The sequence below is a fragment of the Streptomyces sp. NPDC094448 genome, from assembly GCF_044763775.1.
Lineage (GTDB): Bacteria > Actinomycetota > Actinomycetes > Streptomycetales > Streptomycetaceae > Streptomyces.
This window is the reverse complement of record NZ_JBIWGU010000003.1, coordinates 232275-256665: the sequence shown is the minus strand read 5'-3', so window position 1 is coordinate 256665 and position 24391 is coordinate 232275. Positions and strand designations below refer to the sequence as shown.

The following is a 24391-nucleotide window of genomic DNA, read 5'->3' as shown; positions in this document are numbered from 1 at the left end:
GACGCGGCAGAGCGTGCGGAGCGTGAGGGCGGGGATGATTGATGGTCCACATGCGGTGGACGTGCATGTGGTCGCGCGGAGAACTGTGCGAGCCCCTGTCCTGGCGGTTGTCCCGCTGGATTTTGGACACCGGGGCACCGGAGGCCCGACCGCTCCCGGCGGCGCCACGCCGCGCAGAGGCGGACGTTCGGGCGCCCTGAACGACCGGAGGCAGTGTCGCCTCCGGTGGTGTTTCCGCCAGAGAGCATTCGAGGCCGACAGCGTAGCCGGCCACTGACATCACACCTCGGTGCCTGCCCGGTCGTGCCTGCGGTGCGGCCAGGCTCGCAGGCACGACCGGGTGCCAGGACCGGGCGGTGCGTTTGCATACGGTCGCGCCATGCGTTGGATACCGGACCGTCACGGCACTTCGTGGCGTCAGGACACCACGGAGACATGAGGGAGAGTCTTCCCATTCCCATGCAGCAGAGCACCATCGCCGTCGTCGGAGTCGCCTGCCGCTTTCCCGGGGCGGACGACCACCGCGCGTTCTGGACCGACCTGCGGGCAGGGCGGTCGCACATTGGAGAGGTCCCGCCCAGCCGCTGGGACACCCGGGGTTCGCACCCGCGCGTCAGTAAATGGGCGGCCCTGCTGGAGGCGGTCGACACCTTCGACGCGCCCTTCTTCCGGATGTCGCCCCTGGAAGCCGAGAGCGTGGACCCGCAGCAGCGGATCATGCTGGAGCTGGCCTGGTCCTGCGCCGAGGACGCCGCGATCCCCCCGTCCGCGCTGACGGGCGGGGACGTAGGCGTCTTCGTCGGCACCTTCGGACAAGACTACAAAGAGCTTCAGGAGCGCGGGCTGGCCGAGGTGCCCGCGCACCACTCGACGGGAACCGCCGGGGCGGTCATCGCCAACCGGATCTCCCACTTCTTCGATCTGCGCGGGCCCAGCCTGGTGGTCGACACCGCGTCCTCCGCCTCCCTGAACGCCCTTCACCTGGCAGTTCACTCCCTCCAGCAGGGCGAGTGCGCCCTCGCCCTCGCCGGCGGGGTCAACCTTCTGCTGACCTCGGCCCGGCACACGTCCTTCTCCAAGACCGGGATGCTCTCGCCCACCGGCTCCTGCCGCCCCTTCGACGCGCGGGCCGACGGCTATGTGCGCGGCGAGGGTGCCGGCATGGTCCTCCTGAAGCCCCTCGCGGACGCCCTTCGCGACGGCGACCCCGTCTACGCGGTCGTCAAGGGGAGCGCCGTCAACCACGGCGGCCGCACCCGGACCCTGACCCATCCCAGCGAGGAGGCTCAGGCCCAGGTCATCGCGGATGCAATCCGCCGGGCCGGCATAACCTCCGACACCATCGGCTATGTCGAGGCCCACGGCACCGGTACCCCCACCGGGGACCCGGTCGAGATCCGGGGCCTGCTGAAGGGCTTCACCCAGGCGGCGGCGGACGGCGACGCCGTGGCCCCGCAGCGGCGCAACCACTGCGGCCTCGGCTCCGTCAAGCCCAACATCGGGCACTTGGAGGCCGCCGCGGGCATCGCGGGCCTGCTCAAGGTGCTGCTCGCCCTGGAACACGGCTATCTGCCCGGACTGCCGGACTTCCGGGAGCGCAACCCCCTCATCGACCTGGAGGACACCCCCTTCCACATCGTCGACACCCCGCGTGAGTGGAAGCGGCTGCGCTCCGCCTCCGGCGAGCCGCTGCCCCGGCGGGCGGGTGTCAGCTCCTTCGGCATCGGGGGCACCAACGCGCATGTGGTGCTGGAGGAGGCCCCGGCCGTGGTCCGGGCCGCGCCGGATCCCCGGCCCGCTTATTTGATCTGTCTCTCCGCCCGCACGGATTCGGCGCTGGAGCGCCGAATCCGCGATCTCAGTGCCTGGCTCGACACCGAGGGCGGCACCGGGGGCGACGCCGATCTCCTTGACCTCAGCGCCACCCTGCTTCTCGGCCGTGACCACTTCGATCAGCGCGCCGCACTGGTGGTGGAGGACCGCGACGACCTCCGGGCCAAGCTGGCGCTGCTGTGGCAGACCGGTGGGGCCGAGGACTGCCTCCGCGCTTCCGTGCTCGCCTCCATGCCCGTGCCCGGCGGCTCCACCGGTGGAGGCGAGGACGCCCTGTCCAAGACCGGCGAAACGTTTCATCTCGGTGAGGGCCTTCCCGGGTCTGCATACCGGGCCCGCCTCCTGTCTCTCGCCGGGCGCTTTGTGCGAGGTGACGCGCACCCCTGGGCGGAGCTGTTCGCGTCCGTCCCGGCGCGCCGCCTCCGGCTGCCCTGCTACCCCTTCGACCGGCGTCGTCACTGGATCACGCCGGACGGGCGGCCGGAACGGCCTGAGCGCACGGAGCAGACACAGCACGAAGAACCCGTACCGGAGAGCACCCCGACCCCAGGTCGCGAGGAGTGGGCACACGTGGGCTTCCAGGAAAGCGTCGAGTCGGATCTGAAGAGCTTCGCGAGCGAGGTGCTGAAGCTCGCGGACGACGAGATCCGTCTTGAGGACCGGCTGACCGACTTGGGGTTCGACTCGGTCGGCAACACCCTGCTCGCCGACCGGGTGAGCGAGTATTTCGGCATCGGGATCACCCCGACGGACTTCTACACGTACATCACGCTGGAGATGGTCGCGGAGCATCTGCTCCGGGAGCATGCCGACGCCGTGACGCGGACCTACGCCACCGGCGACGGGACGCCGGACGCGCCCGGCGCCCCGGGCGGGTCCGGCGCGTCCGGTGAGCGGTCCGCTGCGGAGCCGCCCGCACCTGCGGCAGGCACCGCCGGGGACACAGTCTCCGCACCGACCCCCGAGGCGCCCGCCGGGGACCGGGCCGGGGGTGCGACCGCAGGCGACGGACCCGCCACCCGGACGCACGGAAAGCGCACCACGGGCGATGCCGCCGGACCCGACGAGCCCATCGCCGTGATCGGCATGAGCGGACGCTTCCCCGGAGCCCGCACCGTCGACGAGTTCTGGCAGCTGCTTGCGGACGGCAGCCACGCGGTCACCCCGCTCCCCGCCGACCGGCACCGGGACTGGCACGGAGCCCCGGGCATCTCCGGAGTCCGGGGCGGATGGGTGCCCGGCCCGGCCGAATTCGACCCCTTGTTCTTCGAGATCTCCCCCAAGGAGGCCGAGAGCATGGACCCGCGGCAGCGTCTGCTTCTCCAGGAGTCCTGGCGGGCCCTGGAGGACGCCGGATACGGGCCGCGGCGGCTCCGCTCCCACACGATGGGCATGTTCGTCGGCGCCGAACAAGGCGACTACCAGCGGCTCGTGGGGGATGAGGAGACGCTGACCTCCGGCCACGACGGCATCCTCGCGTCACGCCTCGGCTACCACCTGAACTTCTCCGGTCCCGTGCTCAGCATCAACACCGCCTGTTCCGCCGGCCTGGTCGCCGTGCACCAGGCATGCCTGAGCCTGCGCGCGGGAGAGTGCGACACCGCCGTCGCCGCGGGCGTCAACCTGCTGGCCGGATCCCAGTTCTACGAGCACGCCACCCGGGCGGGGATGCTCTCCGACGACGGTGTCTGCCGCGCCTTCGACCGGCGAGCCGACGGCATGGTGATGGCCGAGGCCGTCGCCGTCGTCGTCCTGAAACCCCTCTCCCGGGCGCTGGCGGACGGCGACCGCGTGCACGCCGTCATCCGCGCCGACGGAGTGAACTACGACGGACGCACCAACGGCATCACCGCGCCCAGCCAGACTGCCCAGGCCGCCCTGCTCGACACCGTGTACCGACGCTTCGGCATCGACCCGGCCGACATCGGCCATGTGGTGGCCCACGGCACCGGCACCCGCCTCGGCGACCCGATCGAGGTGAACGCACTCGCCGAGGTCTTCGGCCGGTACACGGACAGCACCCGCTACTCCGCCCTGACTTCGGTGAAGACGAACATCGGGCACACTCTCGCCGCCTCCGGCGTGGTCAGCCTGATCGCCCTTGTCCAGTCGCTGCGCCACCGGACCATTCCCGCGAGCCTGCACTGCGAGCAGGAGAGCGACTACATCGACTGGGCCGCGAGCCCCTTCTACGTCAACACGGAGTCCCGTCCCTGGCCCGTGGCCGCCCCGGGCCGCCGCCGGCTCGGAGCGGTCAGCTCCTTCGGCATCAGCGGTACCAACGCGCATCTGGTCCTCGAAGCCCATGACGACGACGGTGCGTGCGGCGAGGGGCGGGACGACGGGCGGGAGCGGGCCCTCGCGCGCCGCCCCTCCCATCTGCTCGTCCTCTCCGCGAAGACCGGCGAAGCACTCCGGGAACGCGCTGCCGACCTCCTGGGCTTCTTCCGGGACGGAGGCGCCGACGGCGTCGGACTCGCCCGCGTCAGCGGCACGCTGCTCGCCGGACGCCACCACTTCGCCCACCGCTGCGCACTGGTGGCGGCCACCGTCGAGGAGGCCGAGGGCCTGCTCCGGCAGCTCGCCGACGGCAAGAAGTCCTCCGCGGTGTTCCGCGGGGTGCGCGGCCGGGACTTCCGTCCGCAGCCCGCCCTCGCGGAGTACGGCAACGAGCTGATCGGCCGGGCCGCCCGCGCGACGGCCGACGACGGCGACCGCTACCGGGACGCGGTGCGCGCGCTGGCGGACCTCTACTGCCAGGGCTACGAGCTGGAGTGGGAGGGACTGTTCGGGGACCGGCCGCAGCGCCCGGCCTCGCTGCCCGGCTATCCCTTCGCCCGGGAAACCTACTGGGCGGACCGGGCCCGCGGGGACCGGGCCCCGGCGGGAGACTCCGCCACCGGCGTGCGCGGCGCCGACGGCACGGGCTCCCCGGGGCTCCACCCGCTGCTGGACGCCAACCACTCCACCTTCGGGGCGCAGCGCTTCAGCAAACGCCTGTCCGCCGAGGAGTTCTTCCTCCGCGACCATGTCGTGGACGGACGGATCCTGCTGCCCGGCGTTGCCCATATGGAGATGGCGTACGCCGCCGCCCGTCTCTCCGCGGGCTCGGACACCGTCACCCTCCACGACATCATCTGGGGTCATGCGCTCGTCATGGACGAGCCCTTCCGGACGGTGCACATCGATCTCGGTCCGCTCGGTCCGGACGGGCTGGAGTACCAGATCCACGAGGACGGAGACGGCGTCCGGACCGTCTTCTCCCAGGGCCGCGCCTCCTGGTCGGCGGAGCGGCCGAGCCGCCCGCGCGGCACCGTCGACATCGCCGCGGTCCGGGAGCGGTGCACCGGCCGCCGGGAGAACGCCGAGATCTTCACGGGCCTCCGGGAGCTGGGCTTCGGCTACGGCGAGACCTTCCGCGCCATCGAGACGCTGTACTGCGGTGAGAGCGAGGCGCTGGCCCGGATCGTTCTCGCGGACGGACTGGAGGACGAGTACCCCCGGTTCACCCTGCACCCGTCGCTCTTCGACGCCGTGCTCAACGCCCCGCGCGGCATCGGGGAGCAGGACGATGTGCTGCGCATCCCGTTCAGCCTCGAAGAACTGGCGGTGTTCGCGCCGATACCGCCCGCCTCGTACTGCCACGCCACTGTCAACCGGGTGGGCCGGGACGGCTCGCTCGTCGTCGACCTCTCGGTCTGCGCCGACGACGGCACCGAGTGCGTGCGGCTCACCGGCATGGTCTACAAGGAGTTCTCGGCGGCGAAGGCCGGCGGGGAGGGCGGGGCCGACGCGCTGCACTTCTACGCGCCGGGCTGGACCGACGCCGACGCCGACGCCGACGCCGACGTGGTGGCGGGGAGCGGCGGCGCGGCGGGCCGGACCCTGCTCGTCCTGGACGACGACGATCTCCGCGCGGACCTGCTCGCCGCCCGCCATGACGGCCCCCTGGTCCGGGTACGCGGCGGCGACGGCTTCGCCGAGGACGGCCCTGGGCGCTTCACCGTCGACCGGAGCAGCGCCGCGGACCTCGACCGGCTGCTGACGACCCTCGTCGAGCGCGACCGGAGGCCGCACGCGATCGTCGACCTCTGGCCGCTCACCGCGGACGGGTCCGACCTCTCGGCCGGCGTCGAGAGCATGCTGCACCTGTTCCGCGCCGTCCACCGGACCGGGTCCGAGCGGGAGATCCGGCATCTGTCCGTGCTGCCGGACGAGCCGGGCCCCGCGCGGGCCGCCGCGGAGGCGCTGTCCGGCTTCGGCCGGGCCCTTACCCCCGTCGACCATCTCTTCCGGGCGAACACCGTCCGGGTCGCCGCGGCGCGGGGCGCCGAGGCCGTCGTGGACACCGTGATCCGCGAACTCGGCCCGGCCGGGGCCGCCACTGCGCGGGGCGGCCATGAGATCCGTTACGACGGCGGCCGCCGGACCGAGCGGGTGCTGCGCCCCTGGACCCCCGGGGCGCGGCAGGGCGACGGCGCAGGACTGCCGCTGAAGGAGGGCGGTGTCTATCTGGTCTCCGGCGGGGCCGGAGCCCTGGGACAGCACCTCGGCGGATATCTTGCCCGGCAGTGCCGGGCCCGGCTGGTGCTGCTCGGCCGGAGGCGGCCCGACGCCGCCGTGCGCGAGCGGATCGCGGAGCTGGAGGCCGCGGGGGCCGAGGTCCTCTATCTGGCCTGCGACGTGGCCCGCCGGGATGAGGTGGACGCGGCTCTCGCCGAGGCCCGCGCCCGGTTCGGGGCGCTGGACGGCGTCTTCCACAGCGCCGGAGTCATCGGCGGCACGCCCGTGACGGAGACGGACCGCGACGGCCTGCGGGCGGTGCTGGCGCCGAAGCTCGACGGCACGGTCCATCTGGACGAGCTGACCGCCGCGGACCGGCTCGACTTCTTCTGCCTGTTCTCTTCCATCGCCGCGTACATCGGCGACTTCGGACAGGGTGGCTACGCCGCGGCCAACCGCTTCCTCGACGGCTACACCGAGTACCGGGAGACGCTGCGCACCGCGGGCATCCGTCACGGCCGCAGCGTCTCGGTCAACTGGCCGTACTGGGACGAGGGCGGGATGCTCCGGGAACTCGCCGAGGAGGGGCCCGCACGGACGCTCTACCACGACTACTCCGGACTGCGCGGGCTGGGGACCGAGGAGGGCATCGGGGCGCTGCTGCGGATCCTGGCCTCGGACGAGACCCAGGTCGTCGTGGTCAAGGGTGAGCGGCAGAAGATCGAGAAGGTGCTGCGCGTAGGGGCCGTGGGCCGCCCCGCGCCCGTGTCCGCGCCGGTACCGGCGGCGAGGCCGGTGCCCGGGCCCACGCCCTCGGCCGCTCCGGCGGACGCCCCGGCCCCGGTGGGCGGCGATCTGTTCGACCGTACGGCGGAGTATCTGAAGGACCGTCTGTCGCAGGTCTTCCGGATCCCGCGGGGGCGCATCGACGCCGACGCGGAGCTGGGCGAATACGGCATCGAGTCGATTCAGATCATGGAGCTGATGAGGCTCCTCGGGAAGGACTTCACCGCCATCCCGGGAACGCTGTTCTTCGAGTACCGGACGGTCCGGGAACTGGCGGAGTACTTCACGGAGCACCAGGCGGCACGGCTGGCGGAACTCCTCGGCGCCGAGGAGTCGGGGGCCCCGGCCCCGGCATCCCCTCCGGCCCCCGCCGTCGCGGCGGCGGTGTCGGCCCCGGCCTCCGCCGTTGCGGCGGCCCCCCGGCCTGCGGGGGGCGGCCGGGGCGGCCGGGACCGCTCCCGCGATGTGGCGGTCATCGGCGTCAGCGGCCGCTACCCGAAGGCGGCGGACCTCGATGCGTTCTGGCGGGCGCTGGAACGCGGCGAGGACTGCATCGAGGAGATCCCGCCGCACCGCTGGGACAAGGACGCTTTCTACGCCGCCGAGAAGACCCCCGGCAAGACGAACAGCAAGTGGGGCGGCTTCATCGACGGCGCCGAGAACTTCGACGCCCTGTTCTTCAATATGTCGCCGAACCAGGCCGCGCTGACCGACCCGCAGAGCCGGCTCTTCCTCCAGGCGGCGTGGGAGGCGATGGAGGACGCTGGGTACACCCGGAAGACCCTGAGCCCCGGAAAGGCCCGGGACGTCGGGGTCTACCTGGGCATGATGTGGAATGAGTACCAGCTGTACAGCGGGCGGGACGTGGTCCTGTCCGACCGTGCGGCCGCGTCCAACGCCGTCTCGTACTTCTTCGATCTGCACGGGCAGAGCCTGACCGTCGACACCGCCTGCTCCTCCTCGCTGTACGCGATCGCGATGGCGGTCGAGAGCATCAGGAACGGCACCTCCTCGCTGGCCTTCGCCGGGGGCGCGAACCTCTCGTTGCACCCCAACAAGTACGTTTCGCTGAGCCAGATGAACTTCTTCGCCGAAGACGGCCGCTGCCGTTCGTTCGGCGAGGGCGGCACCGGCTATGTGCCGGGCGAAGGCGTCGGCTGTCTGCTGCTCAAGCCCTTCGACCGGGCGGTCGAGGACGGTGATCACATCCACGGAGTCATCCGGGGCGTGGCCACCGTGCACGGTGGCAGGACCAACGGGATGACCGTGCCCAACCCGCTGGCCCAGGCGGACATGGTCACCGCCGCGCTGGCGGATGCGGGCCTCTCCGCCGAGGAGGTCAGCTATATCGAGGGGCACGGTACCGGCACCTCCCTCGGCGACCCGATCGAGGTCACCGGACTCACCCGCGCCTTCCGCAAGCACACCAACCGCAAGCAGTTCTGCCCCATCGGCTCGGTCAAGTCGAACATCGGCCACCTGGAGGGCGCGGCCGGGGTGGTCGCGGTCACCAAGGTACTGCTCCAGATGCGGCACGGGACGCTCGTTCCGTCCCTGCACTCGGAACGGCTCAACCCGTACATCGACTTCCCCGACTCGCCCTTCTATGTGCAGCGTTCGCTGGAACCGTGGCGGCGGCCCACCCGCACCGTCGACGGAGTGACGACGGAGCTGCCCCGGATCGCGGGCGTCTCCTCCTTCGGCGCCCACGGCGCGATCGCCCATGTGATCATCGAGGAGTACGGGAACGGGGAGACAGGGCCGAAGCGCCCCGCCCCGTCAGCCGGTCCCCAGCTCGTACCGGTCTCCGCGAAGGACGGGGAGCGGCTGCGGGAGAAGACCGCGGCGCTGATCGCCTGGCTCTCCGGTCCCGGGGCCGGCACGGATCTCGCGGACATCGCCTTCACCCTCCAGACCGGCCGGGAACACATGGAGGAACGTCTCGCGCTCGTCGTCGACAGCCCGGACGGGCTGCGCGAGGGACTGCAGGCATTCCTCGACGGACGGCAGACGGAGAACGTCTTCCACGACGGGATCCGTCGGCACCGGGACACGGTCGCCCTGCTGGAGGCCGACGGGGAGATGCGGGGCGTGGTCGATGCCTGGCTCGCTCAGGCCCGGCACGGGAAGCTGGCCGAGGTCTGGGTCAAGGGCCTCGGCCTCGACTGGGGCTCCCTCGCCCGTGGCACCGCCCCCCGTCGCGTCCCCCTGCCGGCGTACCCCTTCGCGCCGGAACGTCACTGGCTGGACGCGCCCGTGGCACCGGAGCCCCCTGCGGCGGCTCCGCCGCTCCCGGCCGCCCCCCGGGACGTGCCCGCCGGGTCTGCCGGGTCCGTCGCGGAGGAGTCCGTCCGCCCGCTCGCCTTCGTGGAGGATTGGGAGCCCGCGGGGGAGCCCGTCCCGGCCGCGGAACCGCCGCGCGGCATCGTGTTCCTGGGTGCCGGCCCGTTACTCCGCGCCGAACTCGCACAGGCCCTGCGGGCGCTCGCGCCCCGCGCCCGCGCGGTCTTCGTCGGGCACGCGGACGCCCCGGGGAAGTTGTCCCCGGACACCTACCAGGTGCGCGCGGGCGTGCCTGGCGACTACCGGGACGCCTTCCGCGACATCGCGGCGGACGGGGCGGACATCGACGCCGTCATCAGCCTGACAGCCCTCGAACCGGGCGCCACGGACCCCGAGTTCACCGAGGTCGTGCTCACCGTCCAGGCCCTCGCAGCCGGCCGGCTCGGCGTCCGGCGGCTGCTCGTCGCCGGGCAGTACCGCGACGGCGCCGAGCGCGCCCTCCTGGAGGCGCACCTCGGCTTCGAGCGTTCGCTCGGCCTGGTGCTGCCCCGGCTCTCCGTGTCCTGTCTCCTCCAGGACGCCGCCGACCCGGGACGCCCCGCGGACACCACCGCGTGGCTGGACCGGCTCCTCGCCGAACTGCGCACGGAGAAGGCCGTCAGCGCGCTGTACACCGAGGGCCGCCGGCACCTCACCCGGGTCCGGGAGGTCACCCTCGCCGAGGACCGCCCCGGCGCCCTCCGGCAGGGCGGCACCTATCTGATCACCGGCGGCTGCGGCGGGCTCGGCCTGATCCTCGCCCGGCACCTCGCCGCGCACTTCGCGGCGAACCTCGTACTCACCGGCCGTTCCCCGCTGGACCGGACCCGGCGGGGTGCCCTGGAGAGCGTCGGCGCCGGGCAGCGGATCCTGTACGTGCAGGCCGACGCCGCCGACCCCGAGGACATGAAGCGGGCCGTGGCCCGGGCGCGCGAGCGCTTCGGCGCCCTGCACGGCGTGGTGCACGCGGCCGGTGTGCAGGGACACGGCACCGTCCTCGACAAGGACCCGGGCGCCTTCGCGGACGTGCTCGCGCCGAAGATCCGCGGCACGCTCGCGCTGGACGAGGCGTTGACGGGCGGCGGGGAACTCGACTTCGTCTGCTACTTCTCCTCCACCTCGGCCGTCATCGGCGACTTCGGCACCTGTGACTACGCCGTCGGCAACCGCTTCCAGATGGCCTACGCCCGCCACCGCGACACCGGGGTGCGCTCCGGCGCACTCTCCGGCCGGACCGTGGTCATCAACTGGCCGCTGTGGCGGGAGGGCGGCATGGGCTTCGACCCGGACACGACGACGATGCTGCTGCGATCCAGCGGCCAGGACTTCCTGGAGACCGCCGACGGCCTCGCGCTGTTCGAGCGGCTGCTGGCGCAGGAGGCCGCGCACCACATCATCCTGGTCGGCAGGCCGGACCGGGTCGGCCGGTTCCTCGGGCTGACACCGCCCCCCGCCGCCTCCGCCGGCACCCCGTCCGCTGTGCCCCCGGCAGCCTCCGCCGTCCCCGTCAGGCCAGGGGCACCCGCCCCGGGACCCGTCCACGACCTCGCGGAACCGCTCGACCGCGAGCTGCGCGAAATCGTTTGCCGGACCGCCGGACTGGCTCCCGAACGGCTCTACGAGGACGACAACCTCGCCGACTACGGCTTCGACTCGGTGAGCCTTGCCGAACTCGCCGCCGGGCTGAGCGGACACTACGGCGTCGACATCACCCCCGCCCTCTTCTACAGCCACTCCACGCTGCGGAAGCTGAAGGGATTCTTCACCTCCGAGCATGCGGACCTCCTCACCGCACGCTACGGCGGCGACTCCGGGGCATCCGCCGGGGACCCCGCCCCCGGGACGACGCCCGCACCCCCGGCGCCTTTGGCCGTCCCCGCTCCCGCAGCCGAGGAACCCCGCGACACCACCGCTCTCCCGCGGCCGGAGGGAGAGCCGGAGCCGGAGCGGGACGACCTCATCGCCGTCGTCGGTCTCAGTGGCCGCTTCCCCGGCGCCGAGGACATCACCGCACTGTGGTCCGTCCTCGCCGAGGGCCGCGACGTCGTTACCCCCGTCTCCCGCGAACGCCTCGACCTCTGGGGCGAACCGCACGACAGCCCCTACGCGTCCTTCCGCGTCGGCCAGCTCTCCGACCCCGACGCCTTCGACCCGCTGTTCTTCGAGATGTCGCCCAACGAGGCACGGAACCTCGATCCGCGCCAGCGGCTGCTGCTCCAGGAATCCTGGCGCGCCCTGGAGGACGCGGGCTGGACACCGGAGGCGACCCGCAGGGTCGGCATGTTCGTCGGCGTCGAACAGGGCGACTACGACAGCATCGACCCGGCGGCCGGCAGCATCACCGCCAACCACGACGGCATCCTCGCCGCCCGGCTCTCCTACTTCCTCGATCTGCGGGGCCCGGTCATGGCCGTGAACACGGCCTGCTCCTCCGGACTGGTCGCGGCCCACCAGGCCTGCGCCAGCATCCGTGCCGGAGAGTGCGATCTCGCCCTCGCCGCCGGGGTCAGCCTGATCACGACCGCACAACTGCTCGGTCGCACCCGGCATGCCGGAATGCTCTCCGAGGACGGTGTCACCTACGCCTTCGACGGCCGTGCCAACGGCATGGTGCTCAGCGAGGCCGTCGCCGTCGTCGTCCTGAAGAAGCTCTCCGCCGCCGTCGCCGACGGCGACCGGATCCACGGCGTCATCCGGGCCAGCGGCATCAACTACGACGGCAGGTCCAACGGCATCACCGCCCCCAACGGGGAGGCGCAGACCGAACTGCTGCGCACCACCTACCGGCAGCACGGAGTCGACCCGGCGGAGATCGACTACGTCGTCGCCCACGGCACCGGCACCCGCCTCGGCGACCCCGTCGAGGTCAACGCCCTGGGCGACGCCTTCCGGGAATTCACCGACAAGCGGCACTACTGCGCCCTGACCTCGGTCAAGCCCAATGTGGGGCACACCCTCGCCGCGTCCGGCCTCGTCAGCCTCATCGGGATCCTGCTGGCCCTGCGCCACGAAACCATTCCGGCGTCGCTGGGCTGCGAACGGGAGAACGACTACATCGACTGGAAGAACAGCCCGTTCTTCGTCAACAAGACGAACCGGGCCTGGCCCGAGACGGCCGGACGCCGCAGGACCGCCGCCCTCAGCTCCTTCGGCATGAGCGGAACCAACGCCCACATGGTGGTCGTGAGCCACCCGGTGAACCACGAGGACGGGATTCCGGCGATGCCCGCTCACCTGCTGGTCCTGTCGGCCAAGTCCGAGGAGTCGCTGCACCGGCGCGTCGCCGGACTCATCGGCTTCCTGGCCGACGCCACCGCTCCCGGCCGCGGCTTGACCGAGGTAGGGGCGACCCTGCGGGACGGCCGCCCGCACTTCCGCCACCGCTGCGCCGTCATCGCCCGCGACACCGCCGAGGCGATCGACCTGTTGCGCCGGTGGTCCGCCGGCGAACAGGGCCCCGACCTCTTCACCGGACGGGTGCCCAAGGACTTCGCCCCCCGCGAGGACGTCCGGCGGGCCGCCGACGACCTGCTGGCCGAAGCCGCCCTGCTGACCGGCGAGGAAACCCCCCTCCGCGATGCGCTGCGCGCCGTCGCACGGACCTACTGCCAGGGCTACGACCCGGCGTGGCGGCTGCTGACCGGAGGCAGACGTCTCTCCCCCGTCTCACTCCCCGGCTACCCCTTCGCCGAAAGGCGCCTCTGGCCGTCCCGGGCCGGCCGCGCCACGGCCGGCAGGCCGCCCGCCGGGACGGCCCCGGCCCCGCTGCGGCCCGTCCCGGCCGACACCGCCGGACGCCGGTTCACCACGACGTTCACCGGCGCCGAGTACTTCCTCAGCGACCACCTCGTGGCCGGCGACCGGATCCTGCCGGGCGTCGCCCACCTGGAACTCGCCCGCGCGGCCCACGCCGCCTCCGTCCCCGCCGCGGATGCCCCCCACACCGCCGTCACCTTCCGCGACGTGGTGTGGATGCGGCCGGTCCGCGCCGGGGACGGCCCCCTGGACGTCACGGTCGAACTGGAGCCGGACGGCCCCGGGCGAACCGGCTACCGCCTCCTTGTCCCGGACGCCGGCGGCTGCGGCCCCGTGCACAGCCGCGGACGGATCGAGACCGGCGGCGACACCCCCGCCCGGCTCGACCTCACGGCGCTGCGTGCCGCGTGCGGACGGTACGAGATCGCGGGCGCGGAGGCCTGTCTTGCCTACCGCCGTCAGGGCATCGCCTACGGTCCCGCGTTCCGGTCGCTGGAGCGGCTGTTCGTGGGGGACGGAGAAGTCCTCGCCGAACTCGCGATGCCCGCGGCGGCCGACGACGGCCCCGCCGGGCCGGTGCTCCATCCCGCTGTGCTGGACGCCGCCCTCCAGGCATCCCTGGGGCTCCGCAGGGCCGGTGACGTCCCGCAGCTCCCGTACACCGTGCGCGAGGTCACCGTCCTCGGCCCCTGCGAGCCGGCCATGTGGGCCTGGCTCAGAAGCACCGGAGCGGACGGCACCACGTTCGACCTGGACCTCTGCGATGCGCGGGGCGGGGTCCGCGTCCGGATCCGCGGCTTCGGCACCCGGCCCCTGCCGGCCGCTGGTGCCCGCCCTGCGGCGGACGGGACCACCGCCACCGCCACCGGCGGGCGGCTGCGGCTCCTCCGGCCGGACTGGGCGGCGGTCGGAACGCCTGCGCCCACGGCCCGCACCGAGGTCCCGCTCGGCCGGACCCTGCTGGTGGGAGGGGACCCGGATGCCCTGGACTCCGTCCTCACCGGACACGGCGGCGTGGACGTCGTCCTGCTGCGGGCCGAGGACACCGTGGACGGCCTGCGGGCGCGGCTCGCGGCCGGCGGCCCGTACGACCGTGTCGTCTGGGTGACGGGTGGTGGCACCCCCGCACAGCCAGGGAGCGAGGAGTTGATCAGCCGTCAGGAGAAGGGCGTCTACGCCGGCTTCCGGCTCGCCAAGGCACTGCTCGCGCTCGGCTATGAGAAGAGCACGCTGGAGTGGACCTGCCTCACCGTCCGCAGCCAGTACGTCCTCGACTCCGACCGGGTCGATGCCTCCCATGCCGGGGCGCACGGCCTGCTGGGCTGCCTCGCCAAGGAGAACCCCCGCTGGCGGGTGCGCTCGGCCGATGTGACCGAGCTGAGCGGCCTGGTGCTGGACGAAGCGCTCCGCCTCCCCGCGGAGTCCTCCGACGGCGCCAGCTGGGCGCATCGCGCGGGCCGCTGGTACCGCCAGACGCTGACGCCCGTGCGGCCCGAGTCCGTTCCCGGGGGCCCGCTGCCCTACCGGAAAGGCGGCGTCTACGTCGTCATCGGCGGCGCGGGCGGCCTCGGGACGGTATGGACCGAGCACATGCTGCGCCACTACGGTGCCCAGGTCGTCTGGATCGGCCGGCGCCCCGAGGACACCGGGATCCGGGCCCGGATCGACGCGCTTTCCGAGCTGGGGCCGGCGCCCTGGTACCTCCGGGCCGACGCCGCCGACGGACCGGAGCTGGCCGCCGCGATCGACCGGGTGCGCGCACGCTTCCCCGAGATCCACGGCGTCGTCCACTCCGCCCTCGCCCTGCTCGACCAGAGCGTGGCCGCGATGCCCGAGGAGCGCTTCCGGGCCGCCGTACGGGTGAAGGCGGACATCGGCGTCCGCATGGCCCAGGTCTTCGCCGACGATCCCCTGGACTTCGTCCTCTTCTTCTCCTCGCTCAACTCCTTCCAGCGCTCCGCCGGGCAGAGCAACTACGTCACCGGCTGTGTCTTCAAGGATGCCTTCGCCCGGCTGTGGGGCCAGTCCCGGGGCACCGCGGTGAAGGTGATGAACTGGGGCTACTGGGGCGGTGTGGGGGTGGTCGCCTCCGACGACTACCAGCGGCGGATGGCGAGGAACGGCATCGGCTCCATCGAGTCCGACGAGGGCATGGCAGCGCTCGACCTCCTGCTCTCCGGGCCGTACGACCAGCTGGCGCTGGAGAAGACCGTGGCCCGCACCCCGGCCGCCCGGCGTCCCGCCGCTCCGGCGGCGGAGTCCGTCGAGCCCTTGGTGTCCGCCGTCTCCGCCGAGTCCACCCATGAGCACCGGCTCCGCCGGATCCTCGACGACTCCAGCAGCGCCCGGGGCTTCGACGACACCCTGGTCGCCGAACTGCTCCTGACCCGGCTGCGGATGCTCGGCATGGGCGAGAGCGGATCCGTCGCTACGCTCCGGAACGCCCTGCGGCCGGGCGGCGGCTACGACCGCTGGCTCGACGAGAGCCTGCGCCTGCTGGCCGCGCACGGCCTCCTCGTCCACGACGCCGGGCGCTATGAGCTGACTGCCGCGGCACCGGCCGACCCGGCCGCCGTCCGGCGGCGCTGGGACGCCGTGCGCCATGCGGCCGGGGGCGCCAACCCCTATGTCAACCTGCTGGATCCGGCGCTCCAGGCGCTCCCCGAGATCCTGTCCGGGCGGCGGCCCGCGACCGCAGTTCTTTTCCCCGACTCCTCCACAGCTCTGGTACGCGGGCTCTACCGCGACTGCGACAGCGCCGAGGCCCTGAACGAGATCATGGCGGACCTCGTGGCGGAGCGCGTGAAGTGCCTGCTCGCGGGCGACCCCGGCCGCACAGTGCGGATCGCCGAGATCGGCGCCGGCTCGGGCGGCACCACCGAGAAGGTGCTGGAGCGGCTGGCGCCCCACCACGACCGGGTGGCGGAGTACTGCTACACCGATGTCTCCCGGTACTTCCTGCGCAGCGGTCGCCACGAGTTCGCCGACGGCCGGCCCTTCCTCCGCTTCGAACTGTTCGACGTGGAGAGCGACCCCGCCGGGCAGGGGCTGGAGGAGGGCGGCTACGACATCGTCCTCGCCACCAACGTCCTGCACGCCACCCGCGACATCCGCACGGCCGTCCGCAACACCCGGGCCCTGCTGGGCCCGGACGGAAGCCTGCTGCTCAACGAGATGGCCGCCGGCGGCCCCTTCCTGCACCTCACCTTCGGACTCCTCGACGGCTGGTGGCTCTACCAGGACGCCGGCCTGCGGATCGACGGCTGCCCGGGGCTCGCCCCCGCCACCTGGCAGCGGGTGCTGGGCGAGGAGGGCTTCACCGCCGTCTCCTTCCCCGCCGCCGCCGTCCACGAGGCCGGCCACCAGATCGTGGTGGCCGACGTCCGGGCGCCGGCGCCGGTGCCCCGCCCGCGCAGCGTGGCCGTGCCCCGGGCCACCGGAGAGCTGGGGGAGCGGGTGCGCCGGGTGATCGTCGCCCGGCTCCAGCGCTCGCTGGGCCTGGCCGCGAGCGAGATCTCGGAGGAGGACTCCTTCGCCGATTACGGGGTGGACTCCATCCTCGCCGTCGAACTGGTCCAGGACCTGAACGCCGTCCTCGGCGGGATCCTGACCACCACCGATCTCTTCGACCACGGCTCGGTGCGGCGGCTCGCCGCCCATGTGGCCGAGGCCTTCCCCGAGCAGGCCGCCGCACTGCCGGGCTGCACCACGGCGCCCGGGTCCGACGACAACGCCGGAGCCGGAGCCGACGCACGGACGGGCGGCCCCGCGGCGGAGGAGCGCATCAGGGCCGTCATCCTGGAGCAGCTCCAGACCTCGCTCGGTCTCGACCGGCGGGAGATCTCGGAGGAGGACTCCTTCGCCGACTACGGGGTGGACTCCATCCTCGCCGTCGAACTGACACAGGATCTGAGCACCGCCCTCGGCCTCTCCCTCGCCACCACCGATCTCTTCGACCACAGTTCGGTGCGCACCCTGGCCCGGTACATCGCGGAGCACCACCGGCCCGCGCCGGCATCCGCGCCCGTCCCGTCGGTCGGAGAGCCTCCGGCCCCGGACTCGGGGACCGCTCCCGTACCGGAGCCCACTCCCGCGCTCGCGTCCGCCTCCGGGCCCGTTCCCGCTCCCGCCGTGACTCCCGAGCCCGTCTCCGGGCCCGCGCACCGGACCGCCGTGCCCGCCGCCCCTTCCCTCCCCGGCCCGGCCACGGAGCCCGTTGCGATCATCGGCATGAGCGGGAGGTTCGGCACGGCCGAGGACGCCGACGCGCTGTGGCGGACCCTCGCGGAGGGGCGCAGCCTCGTCGGCGAGATCGATCGCTGGGACCTGTCGGCATGGGTGCCGCCGGGCGCCACCACACCCCGCTACGCCTCTCTGATCGACGGCATCGACCGCTTCGACCCGATGTTCTTCCAGATCTCCGGCCTGGAAGCCGCCTATATGGACCCCCAGCAGCGCCTGGTCCTCGAAGAGTCCTGGAAGGCCCTGGAAGACGCCGGATACGCGGGCGAGGCGATCCGCGGCCAGTCCTGCGGCGTCTACATCGGCAGCCAGGTCAGCGACTATCTGACCGCGCCCGACGCCTCCGCCCCCGCCCAGGCCATGTGGGGCAATGCCGAGGCGATCATCCCCGCCCGGGTCTCGTACTTCCTGGACCTGAGGGGCCCCGCCCTGGCCATCGACACGGCCTGCTCCGGCTCCCTCGTCGCCCTGCACCTCGCCTGCCAGGCGCTGCGCGCCGGCGAGGTGGGGATGGCCCTGGCCGGCGGCGTCTCCGTGCAGTGCGCCCCCGACTACTACCTGGCCGCCCACAAGGCGGGCATGCTCTCCGGCACCGGGCAGTGCCACGCCTTCGACGAGCGGGCGGACGGCTTCGTCCCCGGCGAGGGCGTCGGCGTCGTCGTCCTCAAGCGACTGCGGGACGCCCTCGCCGACGGCGATCACATCCACGGCGTGGTGCGCGGCTCCGGCATCAACCAGGACGGCACCTCCAACGGCATCACCGCCCCGAGCGCCAAGGCACAGGAGCGGCTGGAGCGCGAGGTCTACGACACCTTCGGCATCGACCCGGGTGACATCACCCTCGTCGAGGCCCACGGCACCGGCACCCGGCTCGGGGACCCCATCGAGTTCCAGGCGCTGACCCGGGCCTTCCGCCGCTCCACCGACCGGAGCGGTTACTGCGCCATCGGCTCGGTCAAGACCAACATCGGGCACGCCGCGCCCGCGTCCGGAGTGGCGGGACTCATAAAGATCCTCCTCGCCCTCCGCCACCGCGAGCTGCCCCGCTCGCTCCACTTCGACCGGGGCAACCCCCATATCGACTTCGTGTCCACCCCGTTCTACGTCAACACCGAGCACCGGGCCTGGAGCACTGGGCCCGGACGCCCGCGGCTCGCCGCCCTCAGCTCCTTCGGCTTCAGCGGCACCAACGCCCATGCGGTCGTCGAGGAGGCCCCTGAGCCGTCCCGCCGCACCGCGCAGGGCGCCCCCGATCACCTGGTGACGCTCTCCGCGTTCTCCCCGGAGCAGCTGCGCTCCCAGGCCGAACGGCTCCTGGACCGGCTGCGCCGCCACCCCGGCACCGATCTGGGCGACATCAGCCTGACGTTGCTCCTGGGCCGGCGGCACTGCCCCGTCCGGCTGGCGTGCGTCGCCCGGGACACCGCTGAACTGGTGACGCTGCTGGAACGCTGGCTCACGGACGGCGGCGAGGACCGGGTCCGGGTCGCCGACCTCACGGACCACACCGCGCGCTCACGGGCCTCGCTGAAGCGGTTCGGCGACGACGCTCTGCGCCGGTGCGCCGAGGGCGCCTCCGGCGCCGAGCGCCGGGAACACCTGGAGGCCGTCCGCGACCTCCATCTGGAGGGCTGCGAGCTGAGCTACGCCCGCCTCTTCGAGGGCAGCGGGCACCGGAGGGTGCCGCTGCCGGTCTATCCCTTCCTGCGGCAGCGGCACTGGCTGCCCGAGCGGGAGCAGGCCCCGGCCCCGGAGTCCGCGCTGTCCGCCGCACCGGCCTCGGTGCCCGTGTCCCGTCCCGAGGGCCGGGAGGGACGTCCCGGGGACTCCAGCCATCTCGGCCTCGCGCCCGTATGGATCCGGGAGCCCGCCCCGGAGCCGGGCCCCGGGGCCGGTCCCGGCGGGGGAGTCGTCGTCCTGGGCGGCACCGCCGCCGAGCGGGCGGCCCTGGCCGCCGTATGCCCCGGTGCCCACACGCTCGACCTCGACGGAGCGGGCGACGGCGGAGACCCGGCCGAGGCGCTGCGGAGCGCGGGCCGGATCCGGCACCTCGTCCGGCTCCCCCCGGCAGCAGCCGGGACCTCTTCCGACGCCGCGGCGGTCGCCTTCTTCCGGTTGATCCGGGCACTGTTCGCCCTGGGCTACGGCAGCGAGGAGCTGAGCTGGACCGTCGTCACCCGGCAGGCCCACCCCGTGCTGCGGGGCGAGCCCGTGCGTCCCGAGGGCGCCGCGGTGCTGGGTCTGGCCGAGGTGATGACACGGGAGCTGCCCAACTGGAGCGTCGCCTCCTTCGACCTCGGCGCCGCCGACGCTCTTCCGGCGCGCACCGTGCTCACCGCCCCGGCCCGCGGTGTGCGGGCGCTCCGGGGCGGGCAGTGGTTCCGCCGCGGACTGGCCCCGGTGGAGCTGCCCGAGCCGGACCGCTCCCCCTACCAGGAGGGCGGCGTCTACGTCGTCCTCGGCGGAGCCGGCGGCATTGGCCGGATCTGGAGCGAGGACGTCATCCGCCGCTTCGGAGCCCAGGTCGTGTGGATCGGCCGCAGGGAGGAGGACGACGCGATCCGGGCGGAGACCGCCCGGCTGGCCGCCCTCGGCCCCGCCCCCTGGTACGTCCGGGCGGACGCCGCCGACGCGGACTCCCTCCGATCGGCTTACGCCCGGATCACCGAGCGGTTCGGCCCCGTCCGCGGTGTCGTCCAGTCCGTCTTCGGACTGGTCGACCAGAGCCTGCCCAACACCACCGAGCAGCAGTTCCGGCGCGGACTGAGCGCCAAGATCGACGCCAGTGTGAACATGGCGGAGGTCTTCGTCTCCGACGGACTCGACTTCCTGCTCTTCTTCTCCTCGATCGCCTCGGTCAACCCGACCATGGGCTACTGCAGCTATGTGGCGGGCAACGCCTTCGTGGACGCCCTCGCCCACCGGCTGGGAAATGAGCGCTCCTGCGCCGTCCGGGTGCTCAACTGGGGCTACTGGGGTGCCGTCGGCAGCGGCCTGGACGTGCCCGAGCACGTCCGGGAGCGGATCTACCGCCGTGAGGGACTGGACGACATCGATCCCCGGCTCGCCTTGGACGCCGTCGAGCGGCTGCTCGCCGCGCCACTCGGACAGCTGGTCTACCTCAACACCGCCCGGCCGGAGCGGCTCGGCGACTACACCGACCGCGAGGCGGTGCGGGTGCTGGCGCCGGCCGGGCGCAGCGCCGAGCCCCTGACCCCGGCCCTGCCCGTGCGCACGGACGCTCTGCGGACGGTCGAGACCCGCGCCAAGTCCCGGCTGCGGGAGCTGGACAGCCTGCTCACCCGGCTGCTCTGGTGCGAGCTGCGTGCCCTCGGCTGGTTCCCCGGAGGCGAGACCGACGCGCTCTCCCTCCAGCGGGAGCACGGCATCGCCGACAAGTACGGGCGCTGGCTGACGCAGACGCTGAAGCTGTTCGTCCGGGAGGGCTGGCTGACCGAGACCGCGACCGGCTACCGCGCCGGCGCTTCCGGTGCTGCCGGACCGGTCGACCCGCAGGACACCGCGGCCGCGTGGGAGCGCGCGCGGCGGGAGTGGCCCGCCGACCCCGAGCTGCGGGCCTCGGTCGAGCTGGTGGACCGGACGCTGCGCTCCCTCACCGGCATCCTGACGGGCGCCGTCCCCGCCGTCGACGTGATCTTCCCGGGCTCCTCGCTCGACCTGGTCGAGGGCATCTACAAGCAGAACATGATCGCCGACCACTTCAACGACGTCGTCGGCGACTGCGTCGTCGCGCTGGTCGAGCGACGCCTCGCCCGCGCCCCGGAGGCCCGGGTGCGTCTGCTGGAGATCGGCGCCGGCACCGGGGGCACCACCGCCACCGTGCTGCCACGGCTCGCGCCGTACCGGCGGCACATCGGCGAATACTGCTACACCGATCTGTCCCAGGCCTTTCTGCTCCACGGCCGGAGGGAGTTCGGCGCGGACCACCCGTTCCTGCGCGCGGAGATCTTCGACGCGGGCCGGACGGCGGCCGAGCAGGGCTTCGACGAGGGCGGATACGACATCGTCGTCGCGACGAACGTTCTGCACGCCACCCCGGACATCCGCGCATCCCTGCGCAACGCCAAGGCGCTGCTGAGGCCCGGCGGAGCCGTCGTCGTCAACGAGATCGCCGGCTACACCGTCTTCGGCATGCTGACCTTCGCCCTGCTGGACGGCTGGTGGCTGTACGACGACGCGGAGCTGAGGGAGACCGGCGGACCCGGCCTCGAACCCGCCATGTGGCAGTCGGCGCTGGAGTGGGAGGGTTTCGACGGAGTCGAGTTCCCCGCGCGGGACGCCCACCCGCTTGGCCAGCAGATCGTGGTCGGCTTCAGTGACGGGGTGATCCGCCGGGCCCGCGAGGGAGCGCGGTCCGCCGCGGACGCCGGGATCCTGCCCGCCGGGGACGCCGGAACTGCCGCCGTGGCCAAGCCGGATGTGCCGGATGTGCCCGCCCCGGCTCCCGCGAGCGCCGGGGAGAGGGCCGGGGCCGAGGCGTCCCGGAGCCCTGCCGCGCCGGACCCGGCGACCCTCGCCGAGGCCGTGCGCGCCTACCTGAAGCAGCTGGTCGGCCGGACGCTGATGATCCCGGCCGACTCCATCGACGCCCGGGAGCCGCTGTCCGCGTACGGCGTCGACTCCATCCTCATCCTCCAGCTGCTCAACGGCCTCAAGAAGGACCTGGGGGAGACGAGCAGCACCCTGTTCTTCGAATATCGAACGATCGATGCCCTCACCGGGTATCTGGTTGCCGAGCGCGCCTCCACGGTGGCGCGCGCCCTGGGGCTCGTTCCCGCCCTGGCTCCGGTTCCCGGCCCGGCCGCTGCCTCCGCGCCGCTGCCCGCGGCCGCACCCGCCGCCCCGGCCGCTCCTGTCACCCCGGCCGCTCCTGTCACCCCCGTGCCCCCCGGCTCCGGAGGCATCGCGATCATCGGTATGAGCGCCCGCCTCCCGCAGGCCCCCACGCTCGACGCGTACTGGCAGAATCTGCGGGCGGGCCGGAACTCCGTCACGGAGATCCCCGCCGAACGGTGGTCGCTGGACGGCTTCTTCGAGCCGGACAAGGAGAAGGCCGCCACCGAGGGCCGCAGCTACGGCAAGTGGGGCGGCTTCCTCGACGGCTTCGCCGACTTCGACCCGCTGTTCTTCGGGATGACGCCGAACGAGGCGACCGAGATCGACCCGCAGGAGCGGCTCTTCCTCCAGGAGACCTGGCGGGCGTTCGAGGATGCCGGATACACGCGGGAGCGCCTGGAGCGGGACCACGACTCCCGGGTCGGCGTCTTCGTCGGCATCACCCGCGCCGGACACGCTCTCTACGGCCCCGGGCGCTGGCGCCGCGGCGACACCGCCTACCCGTACACATCCTTCGCCTCGGCGGCCAACCGCGTCTCGTTCAAGCTGAACCTCAACGGTCCCAGCATGCCCGTCGACACCCTGTGCTCGTCCTCGCTGACAGCGCTGCACGAGGCGTGCGAGCAGCTGCTCCGCGGCGCGTGCGAACTCGCTGTCGCCGGGGGCGTCAACCTCTATCTGCACCCGTCGAGCTATGTGAACCTCTGCAACCTCCAGATGCTCGCGGACGACGGCGTCTGTCGCAGCTTCGGCGCCGGAGGAGGCGGATTCGTCCCCGGTGAGGGCGTCGGCGCGCTCATCCTGAAGCGGCTGGAGGACGCCGAACGGGACGGGGACCATATTCACGCGGTGGTCCGCGGTACGAGTGTCAACCATGGCGGCACCACCAACGGCTACACCGTCCCCAACCCGGTCGCACAGGGCCGTGTCGTGCGTGCGGCCCTGGACCGGGCCGGCTTCGACGCGCGCACCATCAGCTACGTCGAGGCGCACGGCACCGGCACTGCCCTCGGCGACCCCATCGAGATCAACGGCCTGACCCGGGCGTTCTCCGCCGACACCGCGGACTTCGGGTACTGCGCCATCGGTTCTGTGAAGAGCAACATCGGCCACGCCGAGGCCGCTGCCGGCCTCGCGGGCGTGCTCAAGACCGTGCTGCAGATGCGGCACGGCGAACTCGTCCCCAGCCTGCACGCCGACGAGCTGAACCCGCACATCGACTTCGACGCCACACCCTTCGTCGTCCAGCGCGAGACCGCCGAGTGGAAGCGGCCCGTCGTCACCGTCGACGGCGCCGTCCGTGAGGTGCCGCGCCGGGCGGGCGTGTCCTCCTTCGGCGCGGGCGGGGCCAACGCCCATGTGGTGCTGGAGGAGTACCCGCCCCGGCGGCCCGCTGGAAGGTCCGCCCCGGAAGGGGAGCCCGCGATCGTCGTGCTCTCCGCCCGGGACGGGGAACGGCTGCGCGAGCGGGCGGACGCCCTGCTGCGCTGGCTGCCCGAGGGCCGGCGCACCGGTGTGGCGCTCACCGATGTGGCGTACACCCTGCAGACCGGCCGCGAGGCCATGACCGAGCGGCTGGCGACGGTCGTCCGCTCCTACGACGAGCTGGAGCAGCGACTGCGGGCCTTCCTTGAGCGGCCGGAGAGCGCCGAGGGGGTGCACCGGGGCCGGGCGAAGCCCATCGATAGCGCGCTCGCCGCGCTCGCCGCCGACGAGGACATGACCGCGGTCCTCGGCACCTGGCTCGCCCGGGGCGAGTACGCCAAGGCGCTCGGACTCTGGGTCGGCGGCTTCACGCTGGACTGGCGCGGACTGCGCCCGGCGGGCACGGCGCACATCGTCCCCCTGCCCACCTACCCCTTTGCGCGGGAGCGGTACTGGATCGCGGAGAAGCCCCTGACCGGGCCGGACCCCGATCCCGCCGACGACCCGGCCTGCCCGGCCGGTCCGGACGGCGATCCCGGCGACGGCATCGACGACGTTCTCGACGGCTTTCTGAACGGCTCCCTCGGTATCGAGGACGTCGTCGGACGGATCAGCCCGCCGACGGCCGACGGCACCCGGACCACCACGGACAACGAGGGGCGCTGAC

At 73.0% G+C, this 24391-nt stretch carries 1 protein-coding gene; it reads left to right on the top strand.

Annotated features, from left to right (window positions below; translation table 11 throughout):
• Nucleotides 1-459: 459 nt before the first annotated feature.
• Nucleotides 460-24390: an SDR family NAD(P)-dependent oxidoreductase gene (locus ACIQ9E_RS07290; protein ID WP_403703323.1), complete on the top strand. Its 23931-nt coding sequence runs from the start codon at nt 460-462 to the stop codon at nt 24388-24390.
• The last annotated feature ends 1 nt before the right edge of the window (nt 24391 follow it).

What these genes read in the sequence shown, in the direction of transcription:
- ACIQ9E_RS07290 (WP_403703323.1), top strand. Translation starts at nt 460, where the DNA reads ATGCAGCAGAGCACCATCGCCGTCGTCGGAGTCGCCTGCCGCTTTCCC.